The 25,467-nt window shown below is 58.1% G+C and carries 22 protein-coding genes; 13 read left to right on the top strand and 9 right to left on the bottom strand.

What is annotated here, in order from left to right; all coding sequences use genetic code 11:
• The first annotated feature begins 2 nt into the window (after positions 1-2).
• The gene (locus tag AC5SEO_RS04845) at positions 3-1,826 is read left to right on the top strand and encodes an ABC transporter ATP-binding protein (RefSeq protein ID WP_495363765.1); all 1,824 of its coding nucleotides are present in this window, start codon (positions 3-5) and stop codon (positions 1,824-1,826) included.
• A gap of 171 nt (positions 1,827-1,997) precedes the next feature.
• Here the strand turns inward: AC5SEO_RS04845 and AC5SEO_RS04840 are convergent, their stop codons facing one another.
• Genes AC5SEO_RS04840 through AC5SEO_RS04810 form a run of 7 tightly spaced genes read right to left on the bottom strand, consistent with a single transcriptional unit; the run spans position 1,998 to position 9,280 of the window.
• Positions 1,998-3,326, bottom strand: a complete 1,329-nt coding sequence (locus tag AC5SEO_RS04840) for an NAD(P)/FAD-dependent oxidoreductase (RefSeq protein WP_112350655.1) — start codon at positions 3,324-3,326, stop codon at positions 1,998-2,000.
• A gap of 3 nt (positions 3,327-3,329) precedes the next feature.
• Positions 3,330-4,790: an aspartate ammonia-lyase gene (locus AC5SEO_RS04835; RefSeq protein ID WP_495363764.1), complete on the bottom strand. Its 1,461-nt coding sequence runs from the start codon at positions 4,788-4,790 to the stop codon at positions 3,330-3,332.
• 1 nt (position 4,791) lies between these two features.
• On the bottom strand, positions 4,792-6,108 hold the full coding sequence (locus AC5SEO_RS04830; RefSeq protein WP_003517554.1) for an NAD(P)/FAD-dependent oxidoreductase: 1,317 nt from the start codon (positions 6,106-6,108) through the stop codon (positions 4,792-4,794).
• Between the two features lie 45 nt (positions 6,109-6,153).
• Positions 6,154-6,900, bottom strand: coding sequence for an amino acid ABC transporter ATP-binding protein (locus tag AC5SEO_RS04825; RefSeq protein WP_013761259.1), 747 nt, complete (start codon positions 6,898-6,900; stop codon positions 6,154-6,156).
• Entirely contained in the window at positions 6,897-7,709 is an 813-nt protein-coding gene (locus tag AC5SEO_RS04820) for an amino acid ABC transporter permease (protein WP_003517556.1), read from the bottom strand. The genes AC5SEO_RS04825 and AC5SEO_RS04820 overlap by 4 nt, the downstream gene beginning before the upstream one ends.
• Positions 7,710-7,711: 2 nt before the next feature.
• Positions 7,712-8,428, bottom strand: coding sequence for an amino acid ABC transporter permease (locus AC5SEO_RS04815; protein WP_495363763.1), 717 nt, complete (start codon positions 8,426-8,428; stop codon positions 7,712-7,714).
• 18 nt (positions 8,429-8,446) lie between these two features.
• Positions 8,447-9,280: a transporter substrate-binding domain-containing protein gene (locus tag AC5SEO_RS04810; protein ID WP_013761261.1), complete on the bottom strand. Its 834-nt coding sequence runs from the start codon at positions 9,278-9,280 to the stop codon at positions 8,447-8,449.
• Between the two features lie 175 nt (positions 9,281-9,455).
• On the opposite strand from AC5SEO_RS04810, the gene AC5SEO_RS04805 reads away from it, so the two are divergent.
• Entirely contained in the window at positions 9,456-10,226 is a 771-nt protein-coding gene (locus AC5SEO_RS04805) for an IclR family transcriptional regulator (RefSeq protein WP_495363762.1), read from the top strand.
• Here AC5SEO_RS04805 and AC5SEO_RS04800 read toward each other — a convergent pair.
• Positions 10,220-10,921 carry an SDR family NAD(P)-dependent oxidoreductase gene (locus AC5SEO_RS04800; RefSeq protein ID WP_495363761.1) on the bottom strand — a complete coding sequence of 234 codons (702 nt, stop codon included), beginning with the start codon at positions 10,919-10,921 and terminating at the stop codon, positions 10,220-10,222. The two genes, AC5SEO_RS04805 and AC5SEO_RS04800, sit on opposite strands and share 7 nt — an antisense overlap.
• A 15-nt stretch (positions 10,922-10,936) precedes the next feature.
• Positions 10,937-12,259: an NAD(P)/FAD-dependent oxidoreductase gene (locus AC5SEO_RS04795; protein ID WP_495363760.1), complete on the bottom strand. Its 1,323-nt coding sequence runs from the start codon at positions 12,257-12,259 to the stop codon at positions 10,937-10,939.
• Between the two features lie 364 nt (positions 12,260-12,623).
• Here AC5SEO_RS04795 and AC5SEO_RS04790 point away from each other — a divergent pair, with 364 nt between their 5' ends.
• From AC5SEO_RS04790 to AC5SEO_RS04740, 11 genes are all read left to right on the top strand, one after another.
• Complete coding sequence (locus AC5SEO_RS04790; protein WP_003517566.1) at positions 12,624-13,412, top strand: GntR family transcriptional regulator; 789 nt, start codon at positions 12,624-12,626, stop codon at positions 13,410-13,412.
• A 30-nt stretch (positions 13,413-13,442) separates the two neighbouring features.
• Entirely contained in the window at positions 13,443-14,558 is a 1,116-nt protein-coding gene (locus AC5SEO_RS04785) for an ABC transporter ATP-binding protein (protein ID WP_003517568.1), read from the top strand.
• Positions 14,555-15,484, top strand: a complete 930-nt coding sequence (locus AC5SEO_RS04780; RefSeq protein ID WP_060642748.1) for an ABC transporter permease — start codon at positions 14,555-14,557, stop codon at positions 15,482-15,484. Before AC5SEO_RS04785 ends, AC5SEO_RS04780 begins: the two co-directional genes overlap by 4 nt.
• 11 nt (positions 15,485-15,495) lie before the next feature.
• Positions 15,496-16,377, top strand: a complete 882-nt coding sequence (locus AC5SEO_RS04775; protein WP_003517572.1) for a carbohydrate ABC transporter permease — start codon at positions 15,496-15,498, stop codon at positions 16,375-16,377.
• Between the two features lie 60 nt (positions 16,378-16,437).
• Positions 16,438-17,967: an extracellular solute-binding protein gene (locus AC5SEO_RS04770; protein WP_003517573.1), complete on the top strand. Its 1,530-nt coding sequence runs from the start codon at positions 16,438-16,440 to the stop codon at positions 17,965-17,967.
• Between the two features lie 70 nt (positions 17,968-18,037).
• A complete protein-coding gene (locus AC5SEO_RS04765) occupies positions 18,038-20,368 on the top strand; it encodes an alginate lyase (protein ID WP_495363759.1) in 2,331 nt (776 codons plus the stop codon).
• An 18-nt stretch (positions 20,369-20,386) separates the two neighbouring features.
• Complete coding sequence (locus AC5SEO_RS04760) at positions 20,387-21,136, top strand: SDR family NAD(P)-dependent oxidoreductase (RefSeq protein WP_035199236.1); 750 nt, start codon at positions 20,387-20,389, stop codon at positions 21,134-21,136.
• Between the two features lie 15 nt (positions 21,137-21,151).
• On the top strand, positions 21,152-22,321 hold the full coding sequence (locus AC5SEO_RS04755; RefSeq protein ID WP_495363758.1) for an SGNH/GDSL hydrolase family protein: 1,170 nt from the start codon (positions 21,152-21,154) through the stop codon (positions 22,319-22,321).
• Complete coding sequence (locus AC5SEO_RS04750; protein WP_035199240.1) at positions 22,318-23,352, top strand: hydroxyacid dehydrogenase; 1,035 nt, start codon at positions 22,318-22,320, stop codon at positions 23,350-23,352. The genes AC5SEO_RS04755 and AC5SEO_RS04750 overlap by 4 nt, the downstream gene beginning before the upstream one ends.
• Positions 23,349-24,146, top strand: a complete 798-nt coding sequence (locus AC5SEO_RS04745) for a sugar phosphate isomerase/epimerase family protein (RefSeq protein ID WP_035199242.1) — start codon at positions 23,349-23,351, stop codon at positions 24,144-24,146. Before AC5SEO_RS04750 ends, AC5SEO_RS04745 begins: the two co-directional genes overlap by 4 nt.
• Positions 24,146-25,393 carry a glucarate dehydratase family protein gene (locus AC5SEO_RS04740; protein ID WP_112391060.1) on the top strand — a complete coding sequence of 416 codons (1,248 nt, stop codon included), beginning with the start codon at positions 24,146-24,148 and terminating at the stop codon, positions 25,391-25,393. Before AC5SEO_RS04745 ends, AC5SEO_RS04740 begins: the two co-directional genes overlap by 1 nt.
• Positions 25,394-25,467 lie beyond the last annotated feature (74 nt).

Genomic DNA, 25,467 nt, shown 5'->3' with positions numbered 1-25,467 from the left:
CAATGACCGAAACCACGCCTCATCCTGTCCTCTCCATCCGCAATCTCAAGGTCTCATTCCTGCGCGACGGCACGTTCAACCCGGTGGTTCGCGAGCTGAACCTAGACATCCGTGCCGGGGAAACACTTGCGATTGTTGGAGAAAGCGGTTCCGGCAAGAGTGTTACGGCACTGTCCGTGATGCAGCTTCTGCCGGAAAAGACGAGCCGCATCGAAGGCTCGATCAAGCTCGACGACGAAGAGCTGATCGGCGCTTCCCCTGCTCGCATGCGTGAAATCCGTGGCAACCGGGTGGCGATGATCTTCCAGGAACCGATGACGAGCCTCAATCCGGTACTGACCGTCGGGGAACAGATCGCGGAAGCCCTGATTGCCCATAACGGTATTTCGAAAAGCGTGGCACGGACGGAAACTTTGAAACTGATGGAGAAAGTGCGGATTCCCTCCTCTGCCAAACGTATCGACGATTACCCGCACCAGTTTTCCGGAGGCATGCGCCAGCGCGTGATGATTGCGATAGCACTTGCCTGTCGCCCCGCCCTTCTGATTGCCGACGAACCGACCACGGCGCTTGACGTAACCATTCAGGCGCAGATCCTCGACCTCATCAAAACCCTGCAGGAAGAGGAAGGCACCGCTGTGCTTTTCATCACCCATGATATGGGTGTCGTCGCTGAAATCGCCGACCGTACGCTGGTGATGTATCGTGGCGACCAGATTGAGACCGGCACGACACCAGAAGTCTTTGCCAGCCCGCAAAAGCCCTATACGCGCGCCCTGCTTTCCGCGGTGCCGCAACTCGGTTCGGCCGGCGAGGATGGCCCCAGTCCTTTCCCGATTATCGACATGGAAACAGGACAGGCACTGCCACAGAAGAAGCGGCCCGATACCATCGACGCGGCGAGTGGCAAGCTTCTCGAGGTCAGGAACCTGTCGGCGCGGTTCGAGATGCGATCCGCCTTCACCCGGATGGTGCACTCGCGCGTGCATGCGGTCGAGAATGTCAGCTTTTCGCTGTCGCGGGGTGAAACACTTGCGCTGGTAGGTGAATCTGGCTGCGGAAAATCGACCACTGGCCGCTTGCTGGCCGGGCTTAACCGGCCGCATTCCGGCTCAATCCAGATCCACGGCGCGGATGTTGGCTCCTTCACCAGATCGGACCTGTCCCGTCAAGTTCAGATGATCTTTCAGGACCCATTCGCCAGCCTCAATCCCCGCCTGACGGTTGAAAACGCCATCGCGGAGCCTCTTTTGATCCATGGGTTGGAAACGCCCCGCAATGCCCGAAAGCTTGCGCGTGATCTGCTTGGCGAAGTCGGTCTGGCTGGGGCGATGGCGAGCCGTTATCCGCATGAGTTTTCCGGCGGGCAACGCCAGCGCATTTGCATCGCAAGAGCGCTGGCGCTCCAACCCGAACTCATCATTGCCGATGAGGCGGTTTCGGCACTCGACGTTTCAGTCAAGGCTCAGGTGGTAAACTTGTTGCTGGACCTTCAGGAACGACTGAAACTCGGCCTGCTGTTCATTTCCCACGACATGGCAGTTGTCGAGCGCATGAGCCATCGCATAGCTGTAATGTATCTCGGCGAAATCGTTGAGACCGGACCGCGCGAAGCTGTTTTCTCCAATCCGCAACATCCCTATACCAGGCGCTTGCTATCGGCCGTGCCGCTACCAGATCCCTCACGCAGGCATATGCGGCGCAAATTCGCTGATACAGAATTGCGCAGCCCAATCCGGCCGAAAACCTTCACGCCGCCAAAACGCGAATATCGCGAAGTTACACCCGGCCACATGGTTCAGGTGTGGAATGAGGAGTGGGCCTGATCTGGCCCTGGGCGTCCGTATCAGCCTGGACGACCTGACGGGAAACCTGGACGTTTTCCGAGCCGTAAGATGTCTGCGGGATGACCGGCGCGGCAAGTACCAGCCCGCCTGTAGCGCGTCTCGCAGAAGCGGGGCCGCGCACCGGGCGCCATCTCTTGATCTTTAAAAATCTTACCGCAAATTCTCCAGCGAGCGGTGCAGTCGCCCGAAACGCTCCAGGCGGAACGGCGCCGGATCGACGCATGGCTTGGAGCCTGTCACCAGATCAGCCGTGAGCGCTCCGGCACCGGGGCCGATACCGAATCCATGGCCGGAAAATCCGACGGCCAGATAAAGGCCGGGAATGGCACTGGCAGCAGAGATCACCGGAACGGCATCCGGCGTGACATCCATGAGGCCGCCCCAGGTAGCCGTGATGCGGGCATTTGCAAATGCCGGGAAGGACTTGGACAACTTGTCGATACCTTGGGAAATGAGCTTCGATGACGGAACGGGATCGAGAATGCGGATCTGCTCGAACGGCGTCACAGCGTCACTTTTCCATTGGCGGGGCATCGCCATTTCCCGCAGGAACTGCCCGCCTGTCCGAAAGCGTAATGCCCGCCAGTTTTTAACGAGCGACGGCAGGTAGTCGGCGAACAGACGGAAGCTATCCGGAGTGACGGGCGCGATATCCGCGTTGCGCTGCGCTACCGTAAAGCCGCCATCATGACGGCGACGGAAGGCGAAATCGTTACCGCCCACCGGCATATCCGTCATGCCATCAACACCCGACAGACGCGCGACGCTGCCCAGGATTTTGAGGATCGGAATATCAATTCCCATATTGCCCGCAAAAAGCCTGGACCAGGCGCCGCCCGCCAGCACGACGGAAGAGCAGCGGATTTCGCCATGTTCCGTCACCACACTGCTTACCTTCCCGGCGGAGCGTTCGATTGACCGGACCGCACAGCCCGTGAGGATATGGGCACCCTTTGCGGCAGCACCGCGTGCCATGGCGGGAACCGCCATGAACGGTTCGGCCTTGCAATCGCTCGGAGTGTGCATCACGGCCTTGAACTGCCTGCCCATGCCCGGCACCAGCGCGTGCATTGCCTCACCGCGCACAATGCGCGAGTCGAGACCCACTGCGGCGGCATGTTGGAGCCACTCCTCGTAAAAGGCGACGTCAGCGTCCGTCTCGCACAGATAGGCAATGCCGCACTGGCGCAACCCGGTTTCGGCGCCGACCCGCTCGTTCATGCCTCTCCAGAGCCTCAAGCTTTCCATGGAAAGCGGCAACTCGGCCGGATCACGCCCCATCTGGCGCACCCAGCCCCAGTTCCGGGACGATTGCTCACCAGCGATCAGCCCCTTTTCACAGACGGCAACGCTGATGCCACGCTCGACCAGCGACAACGCTGTCGATACGCCGATGATGCCGCCACCGATAACCACGACATCCACGTGCGCAGGCAGGGTCTTCGACGACAAGACGGCATCAGGGATTATTCTGGACATTTTTTAGCGCCTGTTGAGGGTGGATGTGCGGTTGCGGAAGCTGGCGATCCGTTGCTCGGTCCGGTCCGGGTCTGCGAATGCTGCAACATCGGAAAAAAGCAGGTCGGCCTCCGCTCGCGTCATCAGTCCGCAAGCCACGGAAGCCTCCCGGACGGAAAGGCCCTTGGTGGCCGCATGCTTGGCGACGGCAGATGCCGCCGGATAGCCGTAGATCGCCACGAGTGCTGTCGACAGGGCGAGCGATCCGGATGCATCGCTGAGGCCGCGCTCCGTATTGACGTTTATCCCCGAGATACAATGGGAGACAAAAAGCGGGATCGCGCGTCGCATCAAACGAATGCTTTCGCTGATGGCTTCGAGAATGATCGATTCCCATACATTGAGGTCAAGTTCACCCTCGGCGGCGCGGGTGACTGTGGCATCATTACCGATCACACGGAAGGAGACCTGCATCATCATTTCAGGCATAACCGGATTGACTTTGCCCGGCATGATCGACGAACCCGGCTGCACCGCCGGAAGGGTGACCTCGGCAAGCCCCGCCCGCGGTCCTGATGACATCAGGCGCAGATCGGCCGCAAATTTCGACAGGGTCAGGGCGATTGCTTTCAATGCGGCTGAAATCCTCACCCAATCGTCGGCATTTTGCAGCGCGTCGAAAAAATTCTCCTCCGGCTGATAAGATTTGCCGGTTAGTGCCTGCAATTCTTCGAAGACGAAGCGGCGATAGGCTTGCGAGGCGCCAAAGGCAGTGCCGACGGCAGTGGCGCCAAGCGGCAGCCGCAGACAAACGTCTTCCAGACCAGACATCCCCGCCATCTGTCGCTCAAAGGCGGCTGAATAACCTGAAAACTGCTGACCGAAAGTGACAGGGAGCGCATCCTGCAAGCAGGTTCGACCAAGCTTGACCACGTCGCGAAAGGCATTCTCCTTGACCCGAAGAGCATCGACGAGAGAGCCCAGACCTGCGCGGAGGCCAGCAAGTTCACCCCCGACCGCCATTTTCATTGCCGAGGGAATGACATCGTTAGTGGATTGCGCCATGTTGACATGGGTATTGGCATGAACGGGATCCTGTCCCTTCCTGCCGGTCAGAATTTCACTTGCCCTGTTGGCCAGGACTTCGTTGACATTCATATTGGCCGCAGTGCCGCCGCCGCCATGATAGATATCGACAGGAAAATCCTGCCTGCCTGGCATTACGGCGTATTCGCTCGCAGCCACTTCGATTGCCCCGGCGATCTGCGGATCAAGGTCGCCGGCCCTGCAATTGGCCCGTGCGGCAGCCTGCTTTATGGCAATAATCGCCGGGATGAAGCCTTCGATATCGGCGATCGTCCGGCCGGAAATCGAGAAATTCTCGACCGCGCGCGCCGTCTGGATGCCATAGGCCAGGGCGGCCGGCATCAGCCGTGTTCCGAGCGCATCTTCTTCCAGGCGCATTTCCGCTTGCCCTTCATCCATCTCAACGCCCCGGCCGGTCGAGGAAATCGCGCAGACGATACCATCCGGTAAAGGCAGGCAGGAACCATGGCTTGCCGGAATAGAAAGGAACGGCGGTGAATTTTTGCCGGTCGAACGCCGATTTGGCGTTTTGCTCGCCCAAGATCTTTCGCGCCGTCTGATAACCGAGATAGGTCATCAGCGCGACACCGTTGCCATTGCATCCCACCGCAAAATTCGCACCATCGCGCTCACCGATATGAGCGAGCTTGTCAACCGTCATGGCGACACTTCCGACCCAGGAATGGGTGATCTTGACGCCAGCGAGCTGGGGCCAAACAGCCAGCATCCTGGCATAGATGTGTTTTGCGGCGCGCCTTTCCGACATTTCGAACACTCCCGGGCGCGAACCGAACAGCAGCCGCGTCCCGTCCGTCGACGGTCGGCTGAAGATGAGATCCCGGCGGGTGTCCGAAATCATGCGGCCCTGCGGGATAAGCTCAGCCATCAGATCGGCCGGCAACGGCTCGGTAGCGATCTGATAGCTCTTTACGGGCACGAGCCGGCGCGCCAATTCCGGCGTCGCATCATCCGCCGTATAGCCATTGGTCGCGACGATCACATCCTTCGTGCGGATCGTCCCACGCGCCGTTGGCACAATCTTATCGCGGTTTGGCCCGTCCTCAACGACGCCTGCACGGGCGTGGGAACGCAGCATGACACCGGCAGCCTTGGCCCGCCCGCGCAGCGCCTTGTGGTAAAGTCCCGGATGCAGGCCGCCATAGTCATCTATCAGCATACCCCCGTGATAATAATCCGAACCGATGGCCGCGCGCTGCTGATCTCGATCAAGGAAGCTGACCTTCACGCCAGTCTTTTCGGCAAGCAGAGCGCCGTGGCGCTTCAGCGTCACGTAGTCTGTGGCGGTGTGGGCGCCAAAGAAGCGACCAGTCAGCTTCAGCCCGGCATCGAGCTTCTCCGTGTCGATTAACATTTTCAGATATTCGAAGCTTTCGTTACTTTCGCCGATAAGCCGGTTGATCAACTCCGGGTCAATGCCCTTGATCGCGCCGCCAACGACGAGCTTCTGGCCGCTGGACACCATTCCGCCGGACCTCGTCGAGCAGCCGGAACCGAGCCGGTCACTGTCCAGCACGACAACGGAGCGTCCGGCACGCGCAAGGTGGGTTGCGGCAGCAAGACCGGCATAGCCGGAGCCGACCACCACGACGTCGGCATACTCGGGAACGGGATCGAGATTCGTCTCCGGCTCGGCCTCCTCCCACCAATAGGGAGCTTCCTTGAAATCGGCGGCGTAGATATCGTCAAACTTACGCATTGCATACCGGGCCGCTGAGGCCCGCCTTTCAGGAGTTTTGGGCAATCACAGAACCTGGCCAAGAAACTCGCGTGTGCGCGGATCTTTTGGATGGTCGAACAGCTCGACGGGTGGGGCACTTTCAACAATCAACCCCCGGTCGGTGAAGCAGACGCGGTGTGAAACCTCACGCGCGAATTTCATTTCGTGGGTGACGAGGACACAGGTCAGCCCTTCCTCAACAAGCTCGCGGATTGTAACGAGAACCTCCTTGACCGTTTCCGGGTCCAGGGCAGCAGTCACCTCATCGAAAAGAATGACTTCCGGCTGCATGGCAAGCGCGCGGGCAATAGCCACGCGTTGCTGCTGGCCGCCGGAAAGCTGGCCAGGATAGCTGTCGGCCTTTTCCGACAGGCGCACCTTGGCGAGAAGCTTCCGAGCGCGATCCGCGACCTCTGCCTTGTCATGGCCGAGCACTTGGATCGGCGCCATCATGATGTTTTCCAGGGCGGTGCGATGCGGAAAGAGATTGTACTGCTGGAACACCATCGCCACCTGGTGACGCAATGGCCGCATTGCCTTCTCGGTGCGCATCTCGTGCACCTTGTGATTTCCCACCCGGATAAAACCCTCATTGACCGGAATCAGGCCGTTGATGCAGCGCAAAATGGTCGACTTTCCGGAACCGGACGGTCCGATGATGCAGACAGCCTCCCCCTTGCCGACGCTGAGGGAAATTCCTTTCAGGACCTCGAACGTGCCGAAAGATTTCCGGATGCCATCGATCTCGATCAGGGCGTTGGAGCGGTTCATAGATTGTCTCCTTTAACCGCATGCTCCAGGCGCCGCGCGAAGATCGCGATCGGGTAGCAATAGGCAAAAAACAGGAAGAGGATGGTCAGATAAAAATAGACGAGCGCCCGTTCGCTCTCCATCGCCAGTGAGGTGTTGAGGATGGTCAAAACGTCCTGAATACCTGTGACCGTGGCAAGCGCGGTTGCAATCATCAGCAGGGCATAGAGGTTCATCCAGCCAGGTATCATCCGGCGCAAGGCCTGGGGAAGGATGACGTAACGATAGATCTGCAGCTGGGTGTAACCGAGCGAACGGGACGCCTCCCATTGACCGCTATGGATCGACTGCACTGCGCCGCGAATGACTTCGGAGAAGTTCGCCGCCGTCGGTAACGCCAGCCCGATGACCGCCTTTACGAAAGGCGGGAAGGGAACGACGAAGCCGAAGATCTTCATCTCGAAAGGCAGAATGTAAAGCATGGCGAAAAGCAGGACGAGCCAAGGCGAGTTTCGCAGGAAATTCATGACGAAAAATGCCGGCAGGCGAATGAAGGGCGATTTTGCGAGCGTCGCAAGCCCCATCACTGTGCCAAGGGTAGTCGCCACCGCCATGGAGGCAATCGACAGCAGGATGTTGAGGATGAAGCCGCCGCTAATCGGCCAGCCGGAGCCGGAGCCTGTCAGGAGCAGTGGCAGGCGCACGGCGACGCGGTTCCAGTGTTGCGCACCGCCGGCGAGTGCATCGATCGCAATCCAGATTGCCACCGCAAGCGCGATGAAAAGCAGGACGGCGCGTTTCTTGTTTTCGTAAGTCATGGTGGAGACCATGGTCAGTGTCCCTTTCCATAACCGGGGAAAGCCATCCAGGCTTCGAGCCTGGACATTGCAAATGTCAGGATGGATACGAGTCCCACATAGATGACGAGCACGAGGATCATGACCTCGAGTGTGCGAAACGTGTCGTTGTAGATCTGGCCGGCGTAATACATCAGTTCCGGCACCGTAATGACCGAAGCCTGAGAGGTTGTTTTGAACAGGTTGGTGAGAATGTTGGTAATCGCCGGCAGGCTGATGCGCACAGCGATCGGCGCCTCAACTTTCCAGAAACGCGACCACCGGCGGTATCCGAGCGACCGGGCCGCTTCTATGATCGACCGCGGCATGGTTTCGATACCGGACCTGAAAGCCTCGATCGCCAGCGCTCCGCCGAACAGGCTGAGCGAAATCGAGGCGCAGGCGAATGCACTCAGTAGCGGCATCTGCAGGCCGGTGGAGGGATCGGTGACTTTCAACCCCAGCGTCGACAGCGTGAAATAGGCAAAAAGCATCTGCAGCAGTGGCGGCGTGTTGCGGAACACCTCCACGAACAGCTCGATGATGGCATCCAGCCAGAAAATCCGCAAAGTCAGCGCAAGCGCGCCGAGAAGGCCGATGATGATCGCGGCACTGGATGACAGTGCCGCAAGCTTGAGTGTGTTGAGGACCCCGGTGAGCAGCCATTGCTGATAGGCTGGATCCGTAAGCCAGGAATAATCAAGACCGAACAATAGCTGCTCCAGACCCTATCAGTTCAGTTTTGCTTTGGCAGCCTTGGCGCGCTCGGCAATGTAATCGGCGTGGGGAATATTGAACTCGGTTTCCCAGGCGATCATCTTGCCTTCGGCTTCCGCCTTGGTAATGGCCTTGTCCACGGCCTCCTGGAACGCCTTGTCGCCTTCGCGGATACCACCTGCCATCGGCAGATACTCATAGGTGGGGACGGCGACCTTGTAGCCCTTCCAGTCCGCTTCCTGAACCTTGAGGTCAAGGGTCATCTGGTCGAAGACAAAACCTACGCAACGATTGTCGCGCAAAGCGCGCATGGCCTCCGGTTGGGTCTTGAAGGCAACGAGCTGGATTCCGAATTCCTCGGTCATCTTCTTGTTATAATAGGATCCCTGAATGCCGCAGACCGGCTTACCCTTCAGTTCCTCCCATTTGCTGGTGGTCGCTTCTTTAGCCATCATGACCGCCGGGCCTGGCGACGATACGTAAGCGGTGGTGAAATCGATGACCTTGTCGCGCTCCGGCGTGACGCCAAGCGTCGCGAAAATCGCATCGATACGACCAGCGGTCAGGAACTCGATACGATTGGCGGCAACGACCGGCACAAATTCGATCTTGTCTGAAGACCCCAGAAGTTCCTTGGCGACGTATTTCGCCAGTTCGACTTCGAAGCCGATGATCTCACCCTTGTCGTTGAGATACCCATAAGGTGGATAATCGTTCTTGACGCCGACGATCAGCTTGTCGCGGGCCTTGACGTCATCAAGCGTACCGGCGAGCGCGGCACTGGCCGCCAGCATGCCCAAGGCCGCCAGGGCGGTAGTTGCGAGAATGTTTGCTGCTTTTTTCTTCATTTTGTTCCCCTGTTTGTTCAAGCGGGTCTGGCGTTCTCGAAACCCGCAGGTCGTCTTCAAAATCAAGCTGCCTACAAAATATTCACTTATTTAATCTGCTCAATTTTGGTCATTGAATACGCAGTTTTCTCATTATACAAGTTATTGAGATTTTATTTTCATAATGTGAGAAGATATGGCCAAATCCACCCAATCCTCCTCTGGTGGCGCGCAGCTTCTGGATCGAGCGGTAGCTCTTCTCGATCTTGTTGCAGACGGCGGCGTACAAGGCGTCACGCTCAAGGAACTGACGAACAGATCCGGACTCAACACGGCTACCTGCCACCGCATCCTCAACACGCTGGTCGGCCACAAGCTCCTCGCCCGTGACGACAGGAAGCGCTGTTACCGGCTGGGCGCGCGTATGGCGATTTACGGTGCGCGCGCCGCACGTGGACCTGGCATCATCAGCCGCTGCGAAATGGCGCTGACCCGCATTCGGCGCCGAACCGGCGATACCATCCACCTGATGGCCCGGCTGAACCACGATTCCGTTTGCCTCGACAGACGCGACGGAGAATGCGTGGTGCCGACACTGACCGGCTCGATCGGTGGTTCGGTCCCGCTTGGCGTCGGTCCAGGCTCAATTGCCATGCTCGCCTTCCTCGAAGAGGACGAGCAGGAATTCATCATCCGCGCCAATGTCGAGCGCTATGCCGCCTACCGCGATCTCACCGCCGACAAAGTGCGCCAACTGATCGCTGAAACACGCGAACGCGGTTATGCAATCGACGTCGGCGAGCTTATCCCCGGGATTGCCGGCGTTTCCGTGCCGATTTTTTCGGATGGTACAACGCCAAACGCTTCCTTGGGCTTCACACTTTTAAGTGCCAAGCTGGAGCCCGGCACATTGGAGCAATATGCGATGCTGCTGAAGGACGAAATCTCGGCGATCGTCGATCAATAGCTGTCATCGAGCAGGCAGTTGACCCAGAATTCCGAAACACTCGCGCGGTTCGGCAAACGGACGACATGCAGGATGGAGCTGGCAATATCTTCAGGTTGGGTCAGGGTGTCCGACGGCGTCGCGCCTGCCAGAGGCAGCCCCATATCAGTCGCAACGAAACCCGGACATATGGCGGTCGCCCTCACACCCTTGTCGAAACCGGCATGACGGATTGCATGCGACAGGCCAAGGGCTGCGAATTTCGAGACCGAGTAGGCGCCAGACACTGCCGATTTGACCCTTTTCCCCGATAGCGAGGCGACAATCGCCACGCGACCTGCTCCGGACGCGATTAGCGGGTCCCAGCAGGCCTGCACAAGGCGCCGCGGGCCATTGACGTTGACGTCCATCAATGAGGCGAACTCCTCGTCAGTCGCTTCCACCACGGTCTTGCGCACCATGACGCCGGCGTTGGCAACAACAGCATCGATGCGGCCGAACCGTGCCAGAACGGCAGCCGCCCAGTCGACAGGCGATTGCGGGGCGAGCGCGTCATAGGCCTGCACGTGGACTAACGCTGGATCTGCCCATTCCGGCAGTAGCGGCGTGCGCATTCCAAGCGAGACCTTCCAGCCGGCCTCCATAAAGGCCCTGCCGGTGGCAGCACCGATACCGCGATTGCCTCCGGAAATGAGGACGGTTTTCCTGTCGGTCATATAGGTTTTCCTTTCTCAGGCATGGGGCAGAAGGGTGGCGCCTTCCTTGCGGGTTGCACGGTTTTCCTGCATGCGAAAATAACGAAGGCGCAGACCGGGCGCGAAGGACATCAGCAACGGCGCCTTGTGAAGCGGTTCGATTTTCAGGGAGAGATCCTTGTCCGGCACGCCCAGCGCCCATTCTGACAAGACACCGCCAAGCATGGAGCCGGTTGGCACGCCGCGGCCAGAAAGTCCCGTACAGGCAACGATGCCGGGCGCCAGATCATAAAGCCTCGGGACAGTGCGCATCTGCATGTCCAGTTCGCCGAACCAGAAATATTCCCAACGGATTTCCTCGCTGATCTGCGGATGAAGGAATTTCAGCCGGTCTGTGAGAACCTGCCGGGTATAGTCAGGGTCGGCGCCACGCTGGCCCATGGGGAACATGGAGGCAACAATGCGACCTTCACGGTTGTATTTGTAGACATAGATATCGCCGCGCCCATCATGCATGGTCGTATTGTGGGGCAGGACTTTTGCGCGCGTTTCCGGATCGAGCGGCTGGGTGGCCGCGAGAAACACTTTCTTGATGCGGAAGCTTTTATCGAGGTTTTTCCAGCCACCGACGGTGTAGGCGCCGGTCGCGAAGATCACCTTTTCAGCAAGCACAGTGCCACCGGGCGTTCGCACGGACCATTTCCCGGCCTCTGGTTGGACATCCTCGACCGGGGACGCGGTAAACACCTGCCCGCCCTCTGCGATAACGGCGCGCGCAAGGCCACGTGCGTATGAAAGCGGGTTCAAATGACCGCCCTCCTCGTGATACCAGGCGCCATAAAAACGAGGGCTGCCTGTCAACGCTTCGACCTCGTCCCTGCCAATCACCCGGCAGCGCGCGCCAGCGCCGGCATATGCATCAGACTTCATCTGCAGCGTGGACATGGCGCCGGGACGCAATGCGCCCATAACATAACCATTCTGGACCCATTCGCAGTCGATTCCGTAGGTCGAGATCATCTCAACGACGCGATCATTGGCCCGCGTCTGGCGGTGAATAAGGCGCTCCGCCCAAGGCTCGCCCAGAATTTTCCCGAGCGACGGCAGGCTGTAATAGCTGAAGGTCGGGGTGCAGTGGCCGGCATTGCGGCCCGAACCGCCAAAACCTGCCTCTTGCGCTTCGACCAAAGCAACCTTGACGCCCCTGCGCGCTAGCTCCAGCGCCGTCGTCAGTCCGGTATATCCCGCGCCCACGACACAGACGTCCACATCGACACGGCCTTCGAGCCTCGCGGTTTTCGGTGCGGGCGCTGCGGTTGCAAACCACAAGGTTTGGTCAAAAGGTGAAAATTTTCCCAAATTCGTTCTCCTCAAGGCACACGAAGGTAATCCGGGAACAGCACAGTTCCGGGAAAAGATGTCTCGACATGGATACAGATGAGCACTGCTGATTTTCTATGCGTGCCAGATTTTACAGCAAATCGTCAATCGCGATCTCATATTACGACCGTCAAAGTGTTGTTTTTTCATATAGTGATTTTTTGCCGTGCGACGAGCGGCAAGCATGGATCGCCAGATAGCCGAGACAACACCGGCCACTGCCGGACGCATTGAGGTCGGACCCGATTATTCAACCGCCAACACGAGACTGCCCAGGGCTTGACTCGCGGAAAATCAAAAGATATGTCACTTTCAATTCTAATATATCAGTTAGGCATTTGATATGTCTGTTACCCTTGAATTCCCATCGTTACCGCTGTCCGAACTCGTCACCCCCCAAGACCTGCCGGCTGACGGAAACATGACCAACAGGATCCATGCCTTACTTCGCAAACTGATTGTCGAGGTGAAGCTGCTCCCAGGGCGGGCGCTGTCGGAAAAGGAGATCGCGACACTGCTGCATGTCAGCAAAACGCCCGTCCGCGAGGCGATCATTCGCCTTTCCGAAGAAGGTTTCGTGACTGTCGTGCCGCAAGGTGGCACCTACATCTCGCCGATCGACGTTCAGCGGTACATGGAGGCCTGTTTCATCCGGTTCAAACTGGAAGAAGGCGCTGTGATCGAGGCAACCAAGCGGCATTCGCTGGAAGACATCGCACGGCTGAAAACCTGTCTGTCGCAGCAGCGCACTGCTGCCGCGGATGAGGAATTCACCAACTTTTTCCTGCTCGACGAGGAATTCCACCGCACGATCTTTTCAGCAGCTCGCCTTCCTGGAGCCTGGAGCGTGGTAAATCAGGCGAAAGGCGAAATGGACCGAATGCGACACCTGAAGCGCGTTTTTGCAGTCCGTCGCACCGAGAAGGTTATCGAAGAGCACGAAGCAATCGTGAACTCAATCGAATCCGGCGATGTCGAAGCCGCAAGAGAGGCCGTACAGCGCCACCTCGGATCACTCGAAACCAAAATCGCAGAACTCTCCAAGAACCCGAAGATCTGGACCTTCATCGAGCAGGTCAACACGCGCGTCACGAGGAAGCGCGCTTCACGGGGGCAGAAGACGCCTGACTGAACATTCAAGGCTTTTGAGGAGGGGCCTTTCATGTCCGCAGTTCAAATCAACGACGTCGTCAAGCGCTATGGTGCCCTTGAAGTCGTCCACGGTATCAATCTTTCCATACAGCCGCAGGAATTCGTTGTCCTCGTAGGTCCTTCGGGATGCGGAAAATCCACCACGCTGCGCATGCTCGCCGGGCTGGAAGACATTTCGGACGGCACCGTTTCAATGGACGGCCGAGTGGTCAACAAGATCGCGCCCAAAGACCGCGATGTCGCGATGGTGTTTCAGAACTACGCGCTTTATCCGCATCTGAGCGTGGCCGATAACATCGCTTTTGGCCTGCGAGTGAGGGGCGAAAAGCGAGCGGTTATCGACAAGGCGGTGGCAGAAGCTGCACAGGTCCTCGGGCTCACCGAATATCTGGGCCGCAAGCCGGCGGATCTTTCCGGTGGCCAGCGCCAACGTGTCGCCATGGGTCGTGCCATCGTGCGCAGGCCGAAAATCTTCCTGTTCGATGAACCTCTCTCGAACCTCGACGCAAAGCTGCGCACCCACATGCGGGCCGAGATTAAACTGCTGCACAAGCGGATGAACGCCACCAGCATCTACGTGACGCACGATCAGGTCGAGGCAATGACACTTGCGGACCGCATCGTCATCATGAATGGCGGCCATATCGAGCAGGTCGGTTCGCCGATGGAAGTTTTCCTCGAACCGGCCAACACGTTCGTCGCAAGTTTTATCGGCTCACCGCCCATGAACCTTCTGGACGGGACGATCGAAAAGCAGGATGGCACCGTAAAGGTCAAAATCACGGGTAGTGCCGGACAACGCTTCAGCGTCCCGGAAGCATTTGCGAAAAATGCGACGGAAGGGCAGCAGGTCAAACTCGGCCTGCGACCCGAAATCATGTCGGTAGAGACCGAAGACAGTCGTGAAAACCTCAATTGCAGCATCGACCTCGTGGAACCCTTGGGCGCGGAGGCTCTGCTCCACGGCAGGGCTGATGGCCAGCCATTTATCGCCAAGGCGGAAACACTTTACGGCGATCATACTCTCAACGGCGTCACCCGACTTGGCATCGATATCACACGCATCCATGTCTTCGATGCGGCAACCGGAAGGTCGCTGAAAACCCCAAGCGGGGCGCGACCATGAAAAAGGGTTTTCAGGGACGCCTTCACGATCTCCAGGAAGATGTTCGCCGCGACTGGCAGCTCTACCTGCTTCTCGCTCCGATGATTATCTGGTTCGCCGTCTTTCTCTATAAGCCCATGTACGGGCTGGTCATCGCGTTTCAGGACTTCTCGATTTTTCGCGGCATTGCAAAGAGCCCGTGGGTCGGTTTTGAAAACTTCGCGGAACTCTTTCACAATGACATGTTCATCCGCGCCTTCTGGAACACCCTAAAAATCAGCGCTCTCGGCCTGATCTTCGCGTTTCCGGTACCGATCATCCTGGCCTTGATGTTCAACGAGGTTCAAAACAGCGTTGCCCGAAGCTGGGCCCAGACGATCGTTTACCTGCCGCATTTCATTTCGGTGGTGATCGTGGCCGGCATCGTCATCAACTTCCTGTCGCCGTCGATAGGCATCGTCAATCTTCTGCTGAAAGGCCTTGGATTCGAGCCGATATACTTCCTGACCCAGCCGGAATGGTTTCGTCCGATTTATATCGGCTCGTCGGTCTGGAAGGAAGCGGGCTTCGAATCCATCGTCTATCTCGCCGCCATCGCTGGCGTGAGCCCGACGCTTTATGAATCTGCCCGTGTGGACGGGGCATCGCGCTGGCAGATGATGTGGCGGATCACCCTGCCCTGCATCCTGCCGACAATCGTGATCATGCTGATCATCCGCATCGGCAATCTGGTCGAGGTCGGGTTCGAATATATCATTCTGCTCTATCGGCCATCCACCTATGAGACGGCAGATGTCGTTTCCACCTTCATTTACCGCACCGGCTTGCAGGGTACCCAATACGATCTCGCGACGGCCGCCGGACTGTTCAATGCGGTTATCGCTTTCGTCCTCGTCTATTCGGCAAATCGCATCAGCCGAAAAGTCTCGTCGACATCGCTTTGGTGAGGAGCTGAAAGATGGCAAACTTCAATCTTTATTCCCGCGGCGACAGGATTTTTGGCTGGGCAAATGCCATTCTTCTGGGTCTGTTCGTTCTGTCGACGCTTTATCCCTTCATCTATGTGCTTTCGGTCTCGCTATCTTCGGGGGCCGCCGTCACGGCTGGCCGTGTCACGCTATGGCCGGTTGATGTGACCCTTGCCGCTTACGACAGGGTATTGTCCGACAGGATGTTCTGGGTCGCCTATGGCAACACGTTCATCTACACCTTCGGCGGCACGCTGATGAGCCTGCTGATCATGATCCCCGGAGCCTACGCCCTTTCGCGCAAACGCCTGCGCGGCCGCACTTTCTTCAACATCGCCATCGCTTTTACGCTGTGGTTCAACGCCGGCATGATCCCTTTCTTTCTGAACATGCGTGATCTTGGACTTCTCGACAGCCGCTTCGGCATCATCCTCGGATTTGCGGCAAACGCCTTCAACGTCATTCTGCTGCGCAACTTCTTCGAAGCGGTGCCAAAGTCCTTCGAAGAAGCCGCCAAAATGGACGGTGCAAGCGAGTTGCAGCTGCTGTGGAAGGTGTTCATTCCGCTTTCCAAGCCCGCAATCGTCACCGTTGCGCTGTTCTGCATCGTTTCGCGGTGGAACGGTTACTTCTGGGCGATGGTCTTGCTGCGCGGCGAGGAGAAGATCCCGCTTCAGGTCTATCTGAAGCGCGTGATCGTCGATCTTAACTCGAATGACGAATTCGCATCGAGCCTGCTCACCGCCCACTATTCGTTCGAGACGGTAACATCCGCGATCATGATCGCTTCCATCATTCCCGTCCTCATCATTTACCCCTACGCGCAGAAGTATTTCACCAAAGGAATTCTGCTGGGCGGAGTCAAAGAGTAGCAGCACAAGGGAGGAGAACCTGTGAGAGCACTACGAAAAGGCACGCCCCTACTGGCGTTGATGACAGCCGCAACCCTGGCCTTGCCGGCATCGGCGCAGGATTCAGGGAAAATTTCCAAGGATCCGCTGGAGCTTACGATCCACTTCCACTTCCGGGACAAATACGTCTACTCGGAAAAATGGCCGGTGGAGCAAAAGGCCGCCGAGATCACCAACATTCATGTCCGCAACGTGGCGTCGCTGGCGACCACCAGCAGCCGCGATGCATTCAACCTTCTGATCGCCTCGGGCAACCTTCCCGACATCGTCGGCGGCGACGCCACGGGCGGGCTGAAGGAAGACTTCATTCGCTACGGGTTGGAGGGCGCATTCATTCCACTCGATGACCTGATCGAGGAAAACGCCCCCAACCTCAAGGCATTCTTCGACAGCCACAAGGAAATCCGCAACGCCATCTCCGGACCGGACGGCAAGCTCTATTTCATCCCTTACGTCCCTGATGGCAAGTTCTCGCGCGGTTGGTTCATCCGCCAGGATTGGCTCGACAAGCTTGGGCTGAAGCAGCCGGAAACACCGGAAGAGGTCTACGAAGTTCTGAAAGCCTTCCGTGACAAGGACCCGAACGGCAACGGTCTCAAGGATGAAGTTCCCTACTTTGCCCGTGAGGAAATCGATGCGGTCCGCCTTATCAATCTGTGGGATGCGCGCGTGTCCGGATCCGAGCGTTATGGCGACTTTGCCGTTTATGACGGACAACTTCGTCATCCCTGGGCGGAGGAAAACTACAAGACCGGGATTTCCAACGTGGCCAAATGGTACAAGGAAGGCCTGATCGACAAGGAGATTTTCACCCGCGGTGCTCGCTCGCGTGAATATCTGCTGGGCAACAATCTCGGCGGCATGACGCATGACTGGTTCGCCAGTACCTCGACCTACAACGACGCCCTGTCGCCAAAGATCAACGGTTTCGCGCTAAAGCCGATGCTGCCGCCAAAGACGGTCTCGGGCCAACGGTTTGAGGATTCCCGTCGGCTGCGTGTCCAGCCCGTCGGCTGGGCTATTTCGGCGACCAACGAACACCCGGTCGAAACAATCAAGTATTTCGATTTCTGGTTCTCTCAACAGGGGCGCATCCTGTCGAATTTCGGCGTCGAAGGCCTGACCTACGAGATGGTCGATGGCAAGCCGCAATTCAAGAAGGAAATCCTCGACAACAAGGACCCGGTGAATGCCCAGTTGTGGGCGGTCGGTGCGGCGATCCCGCGCGGATACTGGATGGACTACGAATATGAGCGCCAGTGGACAAACAAGATCGCGCTTGAAGGCATCGATATGTACGACAAGTGCAACTGCCTCAAGGATGAGTTCATGGGCGTTTCCCTGAACGCAGAGGAAAAGGCGACATTCGACCGCTACTGGCCAAGTATCCTCACCTACATGACCGAGATGCAGCAGACCTGGATACTGGGTGCCCAGGACGTCGATGCCGGCTGGGATGCCTACAAGAAGCGCCTCACGGCACTCGGTTACGACGAGGTCATCAAGATGATGCAATCGGCCTATGACCGCCAGTACAAGGCCGCGCAATAAACCTTCGACCGTGATGGCGGCTTTGTCGCCGCCATCCTTTCCCTTATGTTTTCATAGGAGTTAGAGCGCAATGTGTCCCTCTGCCCCGGCAATCTCCCGACAGACACTTCTCGATGAACCCCGGCCGGGTTCATTGACCATTGGCTACGAGCCGAGCGAAGAAGTACCGCCGACGGAGAACCCTCCGCGCTTTTCATGGCTGCCCGACATCGACGACGGTGCGAGCTACGTATTGCGGATTTCGTCCGATCCCGGTTTTGCAGACAAAAAGACGCTCGTCTTTGAAGATCTCGCGTGGAATTTCTTCACGCCGGACGAAGCCCTTCCGGAAGGCCGCTATCACTGGTGTTATGCGTTGTGGGGCCCGACGTCCGCGACGCCGGATTCCAACTGGAGTACCGTGCGCAGCTTCGAGATCGACGCTTCGCTGCCGAAAACGCCGCTACCAAGCAGGCAGGCCCGTCATGCAGCCGCGCATGCCAGCCATCCACGGCTCTGGCTCAATCCGGAACAGTTGCGCTGCTTCTCGGAGGCGGTGGCAAAGGACCCCAATCATTGCAGTTGGTCCGAGTTCTACGAGAAATCGGTAAAACCCTGGCTTGAGCGGCCGGTCATGCCGGAACCTCAGCCTTATCCCAACAATATGCGCGTCGCAGGACTCTGGCGACAGATGTATATCGACTGCCAGGAAGTGATCTATGCGATCCGGCACCTGGCCATTGCCGGTCGGGTGCTCGGACGCGACGATCTACTCGATGCGTCGCGCAAGTGGCTGCTGGCCGTCGCTGGCTGGGATCCGAAAGGCGCGACCTCCCGGGCCTATAATGACGAGGCGGGGTTCCGTATCGTCGTGGCACTCGCCTGGGGCTATGACTGGCTATACGACTATCTGAGCGAAGACGAGCGCGAGACCGTACGCTCGGTTCTTCTTGAACGGACGCGGGAGGTCGCCGACCATGTCATTGCGCATGCCCGCATCCACGTGTTTCCCTATGACAGCCATGCCGTACGTTCGCTTTCGGCAGTACTGACGCCGGCCTGTATCGCGCTTCAGGACGAAAGCGACGAGGCGGGCGAATGGCTCGATTATACCGTTGAATTCCTTGCCACCCTCTATTCTCCCTGGGCTGGAACTGACGGTGGCTGGGCGGAAGGGCCGCATTACTGGATGACCGGTATGGCCTACCTCATCGAGGCCGCCAATCTGATCCGCTCCTATATCGGCTACGACCTCTATCAACGGCCATTTTTCCAGAACACCGGGCGTTTCCCGCTTTATACCAAGGCGCCGGGAACCCGCCGCGCCAATTTTGGCGACGACTCCACGCTTGGCGATCTTCCCGGCCTGAAACTAGGTTACAATGTTCGGCAATTTGCCGGCGTTACCGGCAACGGCCATTACCAATGGTATTTCGATCACATCAAGGCCGATGCGACGGGCACAGAAATGGCCTTCTACAATTACGGCTGGTGGGACCTGAACTTCGACGATCTCGTCTATCGTCACGACTATCAGCAGGTGGAAGCAGTCTCGCCTGCAGACTTGCCGGCACTCGCTGTTTTCGATGATATCGGTTGGGCGACCATCCAGCAACATATGGAAGACCCGGAACGGCATCTGCAATTCGTCTTCAAATCCAGTCCCTACGGTTCGCTAAGCCACAGCCATGGCGACCAGAATGCCTTTGTCCTCTATGCCTACGGCGAGGATCTGGCGATCCAGTCCGGCTATTACGTGGCGTTCAACTCGCAGATGCATCTGAACTGGCGCCGTCAGACACGGTCGAAAAACGCCATCCTGATCGGCGGCAAGGGACAATATGCGGAAAAGGACAAGGCACTCGCGCGTCGTGCTGCAGGCCGTATCGTATCGGTTGAGGAAAATCCCGGACATGTCCGGATCCTCGGAGATGCGACGTCTGCCTATCAGGTCGCGAACCCGCTGGTTATGAAAGCGCAGCGCGAAATGCACTTCGTCAACGACAGCTATTTCGTGATTGTCGATGAGGTGGAGTGCTCCGAGCCCCAGGAACTGCAATGGCTTTGCCATACCACAGGGTCACCGCAGACCGGCAAGTCGAGCTTTCGCTACAATGGCCAAAAGGCGGGCTTTTACGGCCAGTTTGTCTTCTCGTCAGCCGGCACACCGCAGATCGCGGCCGTCGAAGGTTTTCCCGACATTGATCCCAAGGAGTTCGAGGGTCTTGATATCCACCATCACGTCTGCGCCACGGTTCCAGCAGCAACTCGGCATCGGCTGGTCACCCTTCTGGTGCCTTACAGTTTAAAGGAGCCGAAGCGCATCTTCAGCTTCATAGACGATCAGGGTTTTTCGACCGACATCTATTTCAGCGACGTCGACGACGAGCGTTTCAAGCTCTCCCTTCCCAAGCAATTCTAACCATACGAGGTTCTTCAAATGCAGCGTTTTACCAACATGACCGTTGTTGTAGCCGGCGCCGGCCGGGATATCGGCCGGGCATGCGCCATTCGTTTTGCGCAGGAAGGCGCCAATGTCGTCCTCACCTATAATGGAGCCGCTGAAGGTGCGGCCACGGCCGTTGCCGAAATCGAAAAGCTTGGCCGTTCGGCTCTGGCGATCAAGGCAGACCTGACAAACGCAAGCGAAGTAGAGGCTGCCATTTCTGCTGCCGCAGACAAATTCGGCGAGATCCATGGCCTTGTCCATGTTGCGGGTGGGCTTATCGCCCGCAAGACAATCGCTGACATGGACGAAGCCTTCTGGCATCAGGTCCTCGACGTCAACCTGACGTCGCTGTTCCTGACAGCCAAGGCCGCACTGCCCAAAATGGCAAAGGGCGGCGCGATCGTAACCTTCTCGTCGCAGGCGGGCCGTGACGGCGGCGGGCCGGGCGCGCTCGCCTATGCCACTTCCAAGGGTGCAGTGATGACCTTTACCCGAGGACTTGCCAAGGAAGTTGGCCCGAATATTCGCGTCAACGCCGTCTGCCCCGGCATGATCTCCACCACCTTCCACGACACCTTCACCAAACCCGAAGTGCGTGAAAAGGTGGCAGGCGCCACATCGCTGAAGCGCGAAGGCTCAAGCGAAGACGTTGCCGGTCTGGTGGCGTTTCTTGCGTCCGACGATGCTGCTTATATCACCGGCGCCTGCTACGACATCAATGGCGGCGTCCTGTTCTCCTGATATCTGGTAAAAACCATGTCCGTATCGTTACCAAGGGCGAGCCGGATTGCCGTTCTCGGCACTTCGCTCGTCCAGCAGAACCATATTGGCGACGCGTCCTCGCTTGCCACATCGGCCCGCGGCTGGATGAGCTGGGCCGAGGTATTGTCGCATGGCAGACTTTGCTGCCCTGTCCACCATGATCCATCAGCACCAACAGGCTGGGAACCGAGCAATCGACCGGGTGTCAGCCGGTTCTTTTCCGGCCTCAATTTCGGAGTTTCCGGCCAGAAGGCAATCGAGATCGAACGGCGGCTACCGCGACTGCTGAAATCGGATTTCGATCTGGTCATCGTCGATGCCGGCACCAACGACATGATGGTGGAGACACGCCAGACGATTGCCGATACACGGGCGCGGATCGTTTCGGCTCTGCTCGACGCAGGCAAAACCGTCATCCTGCTCCCGATCCTCGCCCGTGGCACCGGGAAATGGCCGGCTGGCGGTGCAGAGCGGGCAAAAGCGCACTGGATCAACCGGCAGAGCATCGAATTTGCCGCAGATAATGCCAATTGCCATGTCTTCGACTGGAACTCGGCATGGGTCGATCCCGAAAGTGAATTCGGCGAGCCTAATCCCGGCTATTCCGACGACGGCACCCATTTTGCGGTGACAGGCGCTTTTGCCGTAGGAAAGCTGCTTGCCACCTATCTGGAGGCGATCATGCCGCGCGCGCCGGCCCGTATCCTGGCGACAGACGATCGTTTTGACCCGGTGAACAATCCAGCAGGCAATCTGGCAGCTGATTTTTCAGCCCTGACAGTCACGGAAACAGGTGAACAAAGCCACCGTCTCGGCGGGCGGCTTGTCCATCCGGGCACAGGCTTATGGGTGGAGGCCATATGCGATGTTGATGTGCCGGCGCATAGCGACGTACTCGGAATATCGCTGCGTCTGAAAGATGCTGCAGCCCAAGGACAGGAGGCGGTAGCACTTGCGCCTTTCCGTGCCGAAGACGGCACATTTTTTCCTTTCCCTGCCACCCAATGGACAGGGGCGCTCAGAACTCCTCCCCTGAAACTCAGGCCAGGTGAAGCCCCTCCCGAAGTTTTTCTCGATGTGATCCTGCGGCCCGGTTCTCAACCGATCGAAATCGACGTCAACCGCATCGAGGTTCGACCTGTTTCAAGTCCGGTACGCCAATGAGACCATCTCAAGACAAACCACGGCTGTTGATCGCCATGCGGAACGAGCTTCCCGAAGGTTTCTTTGGTTCGCGCGAATGGGCACGCATGAATGCCGTAACCGACATCATACCGGGTTTCCCCTACACGGATTTCGACACGGAAGCGGGAGCAGAAGCGTTGGCCGAGGCGGACATTCTCCTCGCCGCCTGGGGCGCGCCATCCCTGACACGCGAGCGCCTCGCCCGTGCGCCAAAGCTCAGGATGGTCGCTTATGCCGCGTCCTCGGTGCGCGCTGTTGCTCCCGCCGAATTCTGGGAAACATCCGATATTCTTATCACCACGGCGGCATCGGCCATGGCCGTGCCGGTTGCCGAGTTTACCTATGCGGCAATCATCATGTGCGGCAAGGATGTGTTTCGTCTGAGAGACGAGCATCGGGTAGAGCGCGGCACCGGCGGTTTTGGCAGCAGACGTGGCATGAGCCTACCCTATCTCGGCAATCATTTCCGCAAAGTCGGCATCGTCGGCGCGTCACGGATTGGTCGGCTTGTCATGGAGATGCTGACGCGCGGAAAATTCGAGATCGCCGCCTACGACCCTTTTCTTTCGGTGGAAGACGCGGCCGCACTTGGTGCTACGAAAATGGAGCTCGACGAGCTTCTCGCCTGGTCCGATGTGGTCTCCCTGCACGCGCCGATCCTGCCTGAAACCCGCCACATGATTGGTGCCCGCGAACTGGCGCTGATGGCGGATCATGCGATCTTCATCAACACGGCAAGGGGCTGGCTGGTCGATCACGACGCATTGCTGGCCGAGGCACTTTCCGGGCGGCTGCGTATCCTGATCGATACTCCGGAGCCGGAACCCTTGCCGACGGATAGCCCATTCTACGATTTGCCCAATGTCGTGCTTACCCCCCACATTGCCGGGGCGCTGGGAAATGAATTGCGGGCGCTTTCCGATCTCGCCATTACCGAGATCGAACGTTTCGTCGCGGGGCTTGCCGCGCTTCACCCGGTCCATAAACAGGATATGGAGCGTATGGCATGAGCGCTTTCGATTATTGTTTTTCAACGCTTGGCTGCTCCGAACTTAGCCTGCACGAAGCGGCCGATCTGGCACAGAGGCATGGCATCGTGCATGTGGAGTTGCGCACGCTCTCCGGTACGGTCGACCTCATCCCGGCACTCACTGCCGAATTTGCCACTCCTTCCAGATTTGCAGCCTTTCTGGCCGAAAGTGATCTCGAGGTTGCCGCCCTAAACACATCCATTCGGCTGTTCGGCAGCACCGATCTTTCCGCCATCGAGCCCTTTATAGACTGGGCGGAAGCCGCAAAGATTTCCTATCTGCGCATCTTCGACGGTGGCAAACAGTTGGGACAGGATGAGATGACACAGGCAGCGGGCCTGTTGGACAACTGGCAATCGCTGCGACTATCACGCGGTCTGAATGTCGACCTCATGATCGAAACACACGACGCGCTGGCGGACTTCGAGCAGCTTCTTGCCTTCATCGCGTGCGTGCCAGCATCGAAGCTCTTGTGGGACACTCACCACACCTGGGCCAAAGGCAGCGATCTCAAAATCCTTTGGCAACACATCGCACAAAATGTCGTCCATCTGCACGTCAAGGACAGCACTACGGACAGCGATGGCCGACGACGCTACGTATTGCCCGGCCATGGCGATTTTCCCATGGCGGAACTGCTTTCGCTTTTACAGTCGGATGAACGACATATCCCTCTCAGTCTGGAATGGGAACGCCACTGGCATCCCGAACTGTCCCCGCTGGACGATGCGCTAAAAGCTGCGCGCGGCTGGTGGCGACAAGGAGCTTTTTAATGCGCATAGCCGAAATTCACCTCACACCGGTCGCCATTCCCGACAGACCGCTACTGAACTGTAAAGGCGTGCATCAGCCGCATGCGTTGCGCACGGTCATCGAGGTCATATGTGACGACGGTACGGTCGGCCTTGGTGAAAGTTACGGAAGTATCAAGGCGCTGGATGGGTTGCGACGGGCGGCCCCTGCCCTGATCGGGCTCGACCCGTTTCATCTTCACGAGCTGAAATCTCGCGTCATCACCGCATTGCCCGGCAGTGGCGGCATCAATGCCAAATCGGCGGTGGCCGATCACAAGCTGACGGACGTGGTTGCCTCAGCCTTTGAAGTCCCCTGCCTCGACATTCAGGGCAAGCTTCTCGGGCGGCCGGTCTCGGATCTGCTTGGTGGCGCCATTCGTACCAGCGTTCCGTTCAGCGCCTACCTGTTCTTCAAATTCGCAGCCCATATAGGTGAAGCCCCGGATGAATGGGGAGAGGTTCTTACGCCTGATCAGATGGTTGGCGAAGCCCGCAGGATGGTCGACACATACGGTTTCCAGTCGCTGAAGCTCAAGGGTGGCGTGCTGCATCCGGATCTCGAGATCGAGACCATGCTGAAGCTTCGGGGAGCTTTTCCCAATCATCCGCTGCGGATCGACCCCAATGGCGGCTGGACTGTGGACACGGCCATCTACATCGCACGCAAGCTTGAGAATATCCTTGAATATCTCGAGGATCCGGTCATCGGTATGGATCAGATGGCACAAGTCGCAGCCGCTACGTCGATCCCGCTCGCCACGAACATGATCGTCCTCGAATTCGACCAGATCGCCGCGGCCTTCCGCAAAAATGCGGTGCAGATTGTGCTGTCAGATCATCATTATTGGGGTGGACTGCGCGCCTCGACCCATCTCGGAAAGATTTGCGAGACGTTGGGTCTTGGCGTCTCCATGCATTCCAACTCGCATCTCGGCATCACTCTGGCGGCAATGGTCCATGCTGCAGCCGCAACGCCGAACCTGAGCTTCGATTGCGACACGCATTACCCATGGACCGGTGTCGACGTGATCGAGGGCACGCCGTTCACGTTCCGTGGCGGTCGCCTCGATGTTCCCAATGGCCCGGGACTTGGCGTGACGCTCGATCGGCAAAAACTCACCGAACTTGCGGCACTTTACGAACAGACCTCGATGAAAGAACGCGATGATACAGCCTATATGAAGCTCTTCGACCCAGCCTATGAAAGACGTGTGCCACGCTGGTGACGAGAAGATACTATGTTACACCCTCGTCAACCTCGAGGCAGCACACCTGTCCTCCTTACCTAGACCGTGACAGT

Source organism: Agrobacterium sp. K11 (genome assembly GCF_059429395.1).
The sequence above is the reverse complement of the archived record's forward strand: the minus strand, read 5'-3'. Positions and strand labels throughout refer to the sequence as shown.